The organism is Baaleninema sp., from assembly GCF_049974805.1.
GTDB lineage: Bacteria > Cyanobacteriota > Cyanobacteriia > Cyanobacteriales > Geitlerinemataceae > Baaleninema.
The window spans coordinates 1-6,104 of record NZ_JBNGCO010000180.1; the positions used below are offsets into that span (position 1 = coordinate 1).

A 6,104-nucleotide genomic window follows, 5' to 3' on the forward strand; every position below is an offset into this window, starting at 1 on the left:
AGCGTCGGTCTGTCGGGGGTCTATGACCTAGATAAGTGGCGTGGGGCAGGAATACTCAAGAGCGATCTTGGGAAGCCCGCGCTGTACCCGTAGGGTCAGCGTCGGGAGGATGTCACATTCGAGAGAAATCTGGGAACTTGGGAAATTCGACTTAGAATAAGTAAAATGTCATCCCTCAAGTGCGATGACCGTCAACGCCACTTTTCCAGATTACCTCGAGGCTCTGATTTCCCTCGCTCTCGACAAGGGGCTATTCAACACGCGCCCTGAAAGTCTTGAGGAAATTCTCGATCGCCTCCCCCACGATCGCATCGTCGACTGTTGCAACGAGAGTTCCCTCGGAAAACACCTTCCCGCCGCACTTTACGTTCACTGGTGCGCCGTGGAGAGCTTATCGCTTCCCCTGCGTCTTTACGAAGCCTGCGCCAGAAGTCTCCTCGACGAGTTAGACGGCGCAACGCTGGTGAAGTTTTCCCTCGAACATCCGAAACTCTCTTATCTGGCTTACCCGGAATTCGACAGCGAACCCCATCCAGTCCTTCACAGCAGCATTCGCGTCAACCTCCACCATCGCAGCGTCGATCGACGCACTTATCAAATTACTGAAAATCCCCCGGTTCTGCACCGCAAGGAAACCTTCGTCACGCCAGATTATCCCGGTTACGAGGATTTCGTGGGTTTGACGAAACAAGAGGAACGCCTCGGACTCCTCGATAAGCGACGCCACATCGGAACCCTGGCGGGGTGGGAAAAATGCTTGCGAGAAACGGGGGTCGAAATTCGCGATTATACAGTAGTTCGCCGCTGCGACAGCGAGGGAAATCCCGTCAAACCGAAGATCGATCGCCATCGCGCCGCCATCGTCCGTCACGATTTGTCTCGTCCGGTTAAATTGGCGTTACAAACGGGGTTGTTACCGCCAGAAAAGAGCTTTTTCGATTACGGATGCGGGTATGGCGGCGACGTACAGCGTATCGCGCAACAGGGAATCGTCAGTCACGGATGGGACCCCTATTATGCGCCGGAAAATCCCATCAAAGCCGCCGACGTGGTGAATTTGGGGTACGTGATTAACGTGATTGAAGAACCCGCCGAACGTCGGGAAGCGTTGATAAAGGCGTGGGAGTTGACGCAAGAGGTGTTGGTGGTGTCGGCGCAAGTGGCGATTCGCGATCGCGATGCGGAACAACTGGCGTATGGCGACGGGGTGGTGACGCGACGGCGCACGTTTCAGAAATATTACGAACAGGAAGAACTGAAAGCTTATATCGACAGCGTTCTCGGGGTGGATGCGATTCCTTTGGGATTGGGGGTTTACGCGGTGTTTCGGGATATCGATCGCGGGGAACAGTTTCGTCTGTCTCGGTTTCGATCGAGAGCGACAACACCGCGAATTCGCGTTTCGGTGAAACAGTTCGAGGAACATCGGGAAATCCTCGAACCGCTGATGCAGTTTTACAGCGATCGCGGACGACTCCCCCGAGGAGACGAGTTAAACGAACAGACGGAAATTCTCGAGGTTTTCGGAAGTTTCCGGCGTGCGTTTCGGGTAGTCTTGTGGGCGACGGACGAATCGGATTGGTACGACATCGCCGAACGCCGCCGTCAGGAGTTGTTGATTTATTTGGCGCTGACGAAATTCCGCCATCTTCCCCGGTTCGGACAGCTCGATCGCACCTTACAATACGACATTCGCGCCTTTTTTGGTAGTTACAAACAAGCCTTAGCCGCCGCCGATTTAATGTTGTTTTCCGTGGGGGATTTATCCCGGTTATCGACCCTGTGCAACAACAGTCCCATCGGACAGCGATCGAAACGCGGGTTGGTGGTGCATATCAGTGCTTTTGAAGACCTCGATCCCCTGTTGCGAATTTACGAAGGCTGCGCCAGTCGCACCATCGGACGCATGGAAGAGACGACCTTGATTCAATTTCACACGCAACGTCCGAAGATTTCTTATTTATTTTGTCCCGATTTCGACGAAAATCCCCATCCCATCGTTCGGCGCATTTTACAAATCGACTTAAAAAAATTAGACGTTACTTATTACGATTTTACTTATTATAAAAATCCTTTAGTTTTGCATAAAAAAGAAGAATTTGTCACGCCAGATTATCCATTTTATAATAAGTTCAAAAGACTCACAGAACAAGAAGAAAAATGGGGATTGTTAGACGACTTAGAAAAAATTCGGCGTCAACCCCAATGGATAGCCTGTTTGAACGAACACTGTGCCGAACTGCAAGGACATCGCGTATACTGGCAAAAAGATGCCGATCCCTATCGAAAAAAACTCGTCATTTCTAAACGGCGTCGTTTATCAAATCGAGTTCGACGAGAAAACCTCGATAACTCATCTCAAGATCGGGCTTAGTCTAGAGACTGACTCGAAGGCTTCACTTCGGTTATTCATATAGCAATACTCAATGAAAATGGCTGTGCGAGATCCCCGATTTGGAGACAATTCGACCTTCGTTCGATCTTGAGTTTCACCTCTGTTAATTTCCAAGATTGACTGAGTATTTCCATAGGATTGCTATAGATATCCTGAGAATCGGCTCTATTTTTTTAAACTGAATACAAGATTGGCTTAGTGGTGTAAATTCGCGGACTTACAGCCAGGGTTTTGGGTTTTGTTGAATCTAAATTCACAACATGACTAAATGTCATTAATTTTCTCGATTTATTTTGTAAAAAATAACATTTAAATGTCATTTAATCGAAGCCAACAAACCTCAAGGAGTTATCGCTATCAGCCCACCGGAATTGCTGGGTTGACGTTTTAGATTTTTGGATTTAAATAGAACTAGAATTGAGATCGATCTGAGATTCATGTAGAGCCGTCTTTTCACCCAAAAAGCGATCGGAGAGTTTTCATATTGCTTCGTCGGTCGGAGATCGAACATAGATTCTCTTGTTTTTGCACCCCAGAATTTTGTGTTAAACATAGCGATTTCATCCAACGTGGCGGCTCGAAGCAACACCAAAAACATCATGACTCGATATTGCGAGCGAACCTTCCGCGTCAAACCCAATTTCAGAATCCATAGAAACCAACCGGACATTAACCGGACATTTGAACCAAAAGGCGATCGCTCTACCTTGAACCCCAACGCACATCATGAATCAATTCACCTGGGACGACTCTCTCGAAGTGGGGATTCCATCACTGGACAACCAACACCGACATCTCGTCGAACAACTGTCCTTCCTCATGGAAACCCTATACGAATACAAAAGCTCCGGACAAGTCGAAGCGATTCTGAATTTTTTGGAGCTATACCTGGACAATCATTTAAAATTTGAAGAGCGATGTATGACGGCCTATCACTGCCCAGCCGCCCAAACCAACTGTATCGCTCATATTCACATTCGTAAAACTCTCAAAGAAGTGAAACTTCAATTTCAGAAAGAAGGGGTCAGTCCTCAGTTAGTCGAGAAAGTCCAACGCAACCTGTACGAGTGGTTCGTCGAACATATCCGGACGATCGACATACAACTTACGACACCAGTCCGAAGCCATCACAACGAAATCGCCCGAGATACCAGTACGCCAACCTCTCCTCCCTTGCACTAGAGGGGGCGGTGAGTTCGGGCGGGTTCGAGCTTGAGGCAAAAATCCCAAGCGCGATCGAAGCTTGACGGAAGATCGCGATCGCAACCGGGTTTCGGAGTCAGTTCTAAACGAGGGTGTTGAGAGAAAGTGCCAAGCCAGAGACGGCCACACCGCATAAAGTAGTAATAAGGGAACCCAGCGCGATCGCAGCCCCCATAGCCTTGTTTCCCCTAAAAGAGCTACCCTTGCCATAATCCTTTATCGGGTGTCAAAGAGGTGCATTTCCGCTTAGCTTGAGAATCCGCCCGATCGCCCCCGTCGAAACCCAACGAAAAACGCGACCTCAACTCCAGGCTATTATCGAAGGCGATCGATCCGAACGTCGAGATCGGACGTACCGAGGAAGCCGATACGCACTCCGGGGGGTTGCCAAAACTGGCTTGAAGGCGTGCTTCGTTGTGGACTTTTCTCCTTTGGTTGAATGGTTCGTTTCCCCTCCCCCTCTCTTCCCGCGACCGTCCTGGTTGTTGACGACGACCCGACTAACCTGCGGTTGTTGCAACACCTCTTGTCTCAACAGGGTTACAACGTGCGCGTGGCGGCCAGCGGTCGCGAAGCCCTCGAACTGATGGAACGAGAACTGCCCACCGCGATCCTGCTCGATATTCTCATGCCGGAATTCGACGGCTTAGAAACCTGTCAGGCGTTAAAAGCCAATCCCCACACTCGAGAAATTCCGGTGATTTTCTTGAGCGCCCTTAACGAAACCTTCGACAAGGTGAAAGCCTTCGATATCGGAGGAGCCGATTACGTGACCAAACCCTTTGAAGTGGCGGAGTTACTGGCGCGAATTCGCCATCAAGTGCGGTTGCGGACGTTACAGATTTCGTTGCAAGAACAAAACGATCGCCTCAACCGAGAAATCGAAGCGCGTTGTCGCATGGAAGAAGAGCTGGGGTTGTTGTTACTGGCGACGCGAGCGATCGAACGCGCTTCGACGGTGTCAGATGCGCTACAGGCGATGTTACGGACGATGGGACAAACCATCGGCGCCTCCTCCGCGCAAGCTTGGCAACCGGACGCCGAAGGTCAGCGACTCGAGCGTACCACTTACGTGATTTGCGATGGGAACCGTCCCCCGTCCGCCGTTGGGGAAGATTGCATTCCAGTCGCCAAGGGTGAAGGACTTCCCGGCCGGGTTTGGCAGTCTCGTTGTCCGGAAGTCGAAGACCACAGCGGCACATCGGGGGCGTTTGGGGTTCCGGTGTTGCAACGAGAGGGGTTGATGGCGGTGTTGGTCTTTTGCCTCGACGAGTCTCTCGGGGAGGACGGGGACAGTTCGGAAAACCTGGAACTGGTGGCGTCGGTGGCGTTGCAACTGGGGGCGGCGCTGGGTCAAAAACGCATGGAGAGCCAGTTGAAAGAAACGGAAGAGCGTTACCGTCAGTTAGTGGAAAATGCGGCGGAAGGGATTTATCAAGCGACGCCGACGGGACAGTTTTTGAGCGTCAACGCCGCCTTAGCGCGGTTGTACGGATATGATTCTCCCGAGGAACTCGTGGCGGAGATCGAGAATATCGATCGCCAAATTTACACCGATCCCCAACGGCGCAGCGAGTTCGTCGAACAAATCGAACGGGAGGGGGTGGTGTCGGAATTCGAGTCGTTGGTGTATCGGCGCGATCGCTCGGTGTTGTGGATTTCTGAAAACGCCCGCGCCGTCCGCGACGACCGGGGACGTTTGCTGTATTACGAAGGCATCGTCTCCGATATCACCACGCGCAAACTCGCTCAAGAAGCGTTGAAGTTTCAGAAAGAACAAACCGAACAACTGCTGTCGAATATTTTACCGGCCGCCATTGCCGAACGCTTGCAAACGGGACAGGGGACGATCGCCGACAGTTTCGACGAAGCGAGTATTTTGTTTGCGGATTTGGTGGGGTTTACCAAGTTCGCCGCCCGCAAGACGCCCAAGGAAGTGGTAGAAGTTCTGAATTGGATTTTCAGTCAGTTCGATCGCCTTTGCGAACGGTACGAGTTGGAAAAAATTAAGACCATCGGCGATGCTTATATGGTGGCCGGCGGCGTTCCGGTACCGCGGGACGACAGTATCGAGGCGATGGCGGATTTGGCGCTGGCGATGCAAGAGACGCTGAAACGGTTTTGTCAGGAGACGGGGGAGCCGTTACAGTTGCGGGTGGGCATTCATTTGGGTCCGGTGGTGGCCGGCGCGATCGGCTTGAGTAAGTTCGCTTACGATTTGTGGGGAGATACGGTTAATACGGCCTCGCGCATGGAATCGAACGGTCTCCCCGGACGGATTCAAGTGACGGAAGTGGTGCGCGATCGCCTTCAGGATAAGTTTGAATTCGAGCGACGCGGCATCATTTACGTGAAGGGAAAAGGCGATACGGTCGCCTATTTTCTGCTCTCTCGCAAAGCGAGGGATTCTGCCGTTTCGCCCTCTTTGTCGAAATCGTTAGAGATCGAAGCTTTAGAGTAGGGCGATCGCTTGGGGAGCGTTTCACAGACCGTCAAAATAGGTAGG

General features: G+C 51.5%; 3 protein-coding genes. All 3 read left to right on the top strand.

The genetic code is table 11. The features are described 5' to 3' along the window. The first annotated feature begins 184 nt into the window (after positions 1 to 184). The 3 genes from ACP5D4_RS20615 to ACP5D4_RS20625 all read left to right on the top strand — a co-directional run bounded on the left by ACP5D4_RS20615 (position 185) and on the right by ACP5D4_RS20625 (position 6,059). Positions 185 to 2,374: a DNA phosphorothioation-associated putative methyltransferase gene (locus ACP5D4_RS20615; RefSeq protein WP_428013490.1), complete on the top strand. Its 2,190-nt coding sequence runs from the start codon at positions 185 to 187 to the stop codon at positions 2,372 to 2,374. Between the two features lie 747 nt (positions 2,375 to 3,121). After that, positions 3,122 to 3,577 carry a bacteriohemerythrin gene (locus ACP5D4_RS20620; RefSeq protein ID WP_428013491.1) on the top strand — a complete coding sequence of 152 codons (456 nt, stop codon included), beginning with the start codon at positions 3,122 to 3,124 and terminating at the stop codon, positions 3,575 to 3,577. Positions 3,578 to 4,037: 460 nt separating this feature from the next. After that, complete coding sequence (locus tag ACP5D4_RS20625) at positions 4,038 to 6,059, top strand: adenylate/guanylate cyclase domain-containing protein (protein WP_428013492.1); 2,022 nt, start codon at positions 4,038 to 4,040, stop codon at positions 6,057 to 6,059. Positions 6,060 to 6,104: the final 45 nt, after the last annotated feature.

What these genes read in the sequence shown, in the direction of transcription:
- ACP5D4_RS20615 (WP_428013490.1), top strand. Translation starts at nt 185, where the DNA reads ATGACCGTCAACGCCACTTTTCCAGATTACCTCGAGGCTCTGATTTCC.
- ACP5D4_RS20620 (WP_428013491.1), top strand. Translation starts at nt 3,122, where the DNA reads ATGAATCAATTCACCTGGGACGACTCTCTCGAAGTGGGGATTCCATCA.
- ACP5D4_RS20625 (WP_428013492.1), top strand. Translation starts at nt 4,038, where the DNA reads ATGGTTCGTTTCCCCTCCCCCTCTCTTCCCGCGACCGTCCTGGTTGTT.